The organism is Vibrio sp. 10N.261.51.A4, from assembly GCF_041471945.1.
In the GTDB taxonomy this organism is placed as follows: domain Bacteria; phylum Pseudomonadota; class Gammaproteobacteria; order Enterobacterales; family Vibrionaceae; genus Vibrio; species Vibrio crassostreae_C.
In genome coordinates, this window is sequence record NZ_JBFRPJ010000183.1 from 1 (window position 1) to 224 (window position 224).

Genomic DNA, 224 nt, shown 5'->3' on the forward strand with positions numbered 1-224 from the left:
AACTTGACGGTGACGCCAGTGAATGATGCGCCGGAGCTGACAGGCGATCTGTTGGGTGAAATGGATGAAGCAGGCAGCTACACCATCACGGCGGCAGATCTTGGCTACACGGACGTTGACGATACGGACACAGGCGTGAGCTTCACGGTCAGCAACGTGAGTAACGGCACAATCTTAGTGAACGGCGTCGCGTCGAGCAGCTTTACGGTGGCGCAGTTGGCGGC

The 224-nt window shown here is 58.0% G+C and carries 1 protein-coding gene; it reads left to right on the top strand.

Annotated elements, in window-relative coordinates:
• Positions 1-224 (top strand): cadherin-like domain-containing protein (locus AB4384_RS23660; RefSeq protein ID WP_133151357.1); only part of this gene is annotated, 224 nt, incomplete at both ends.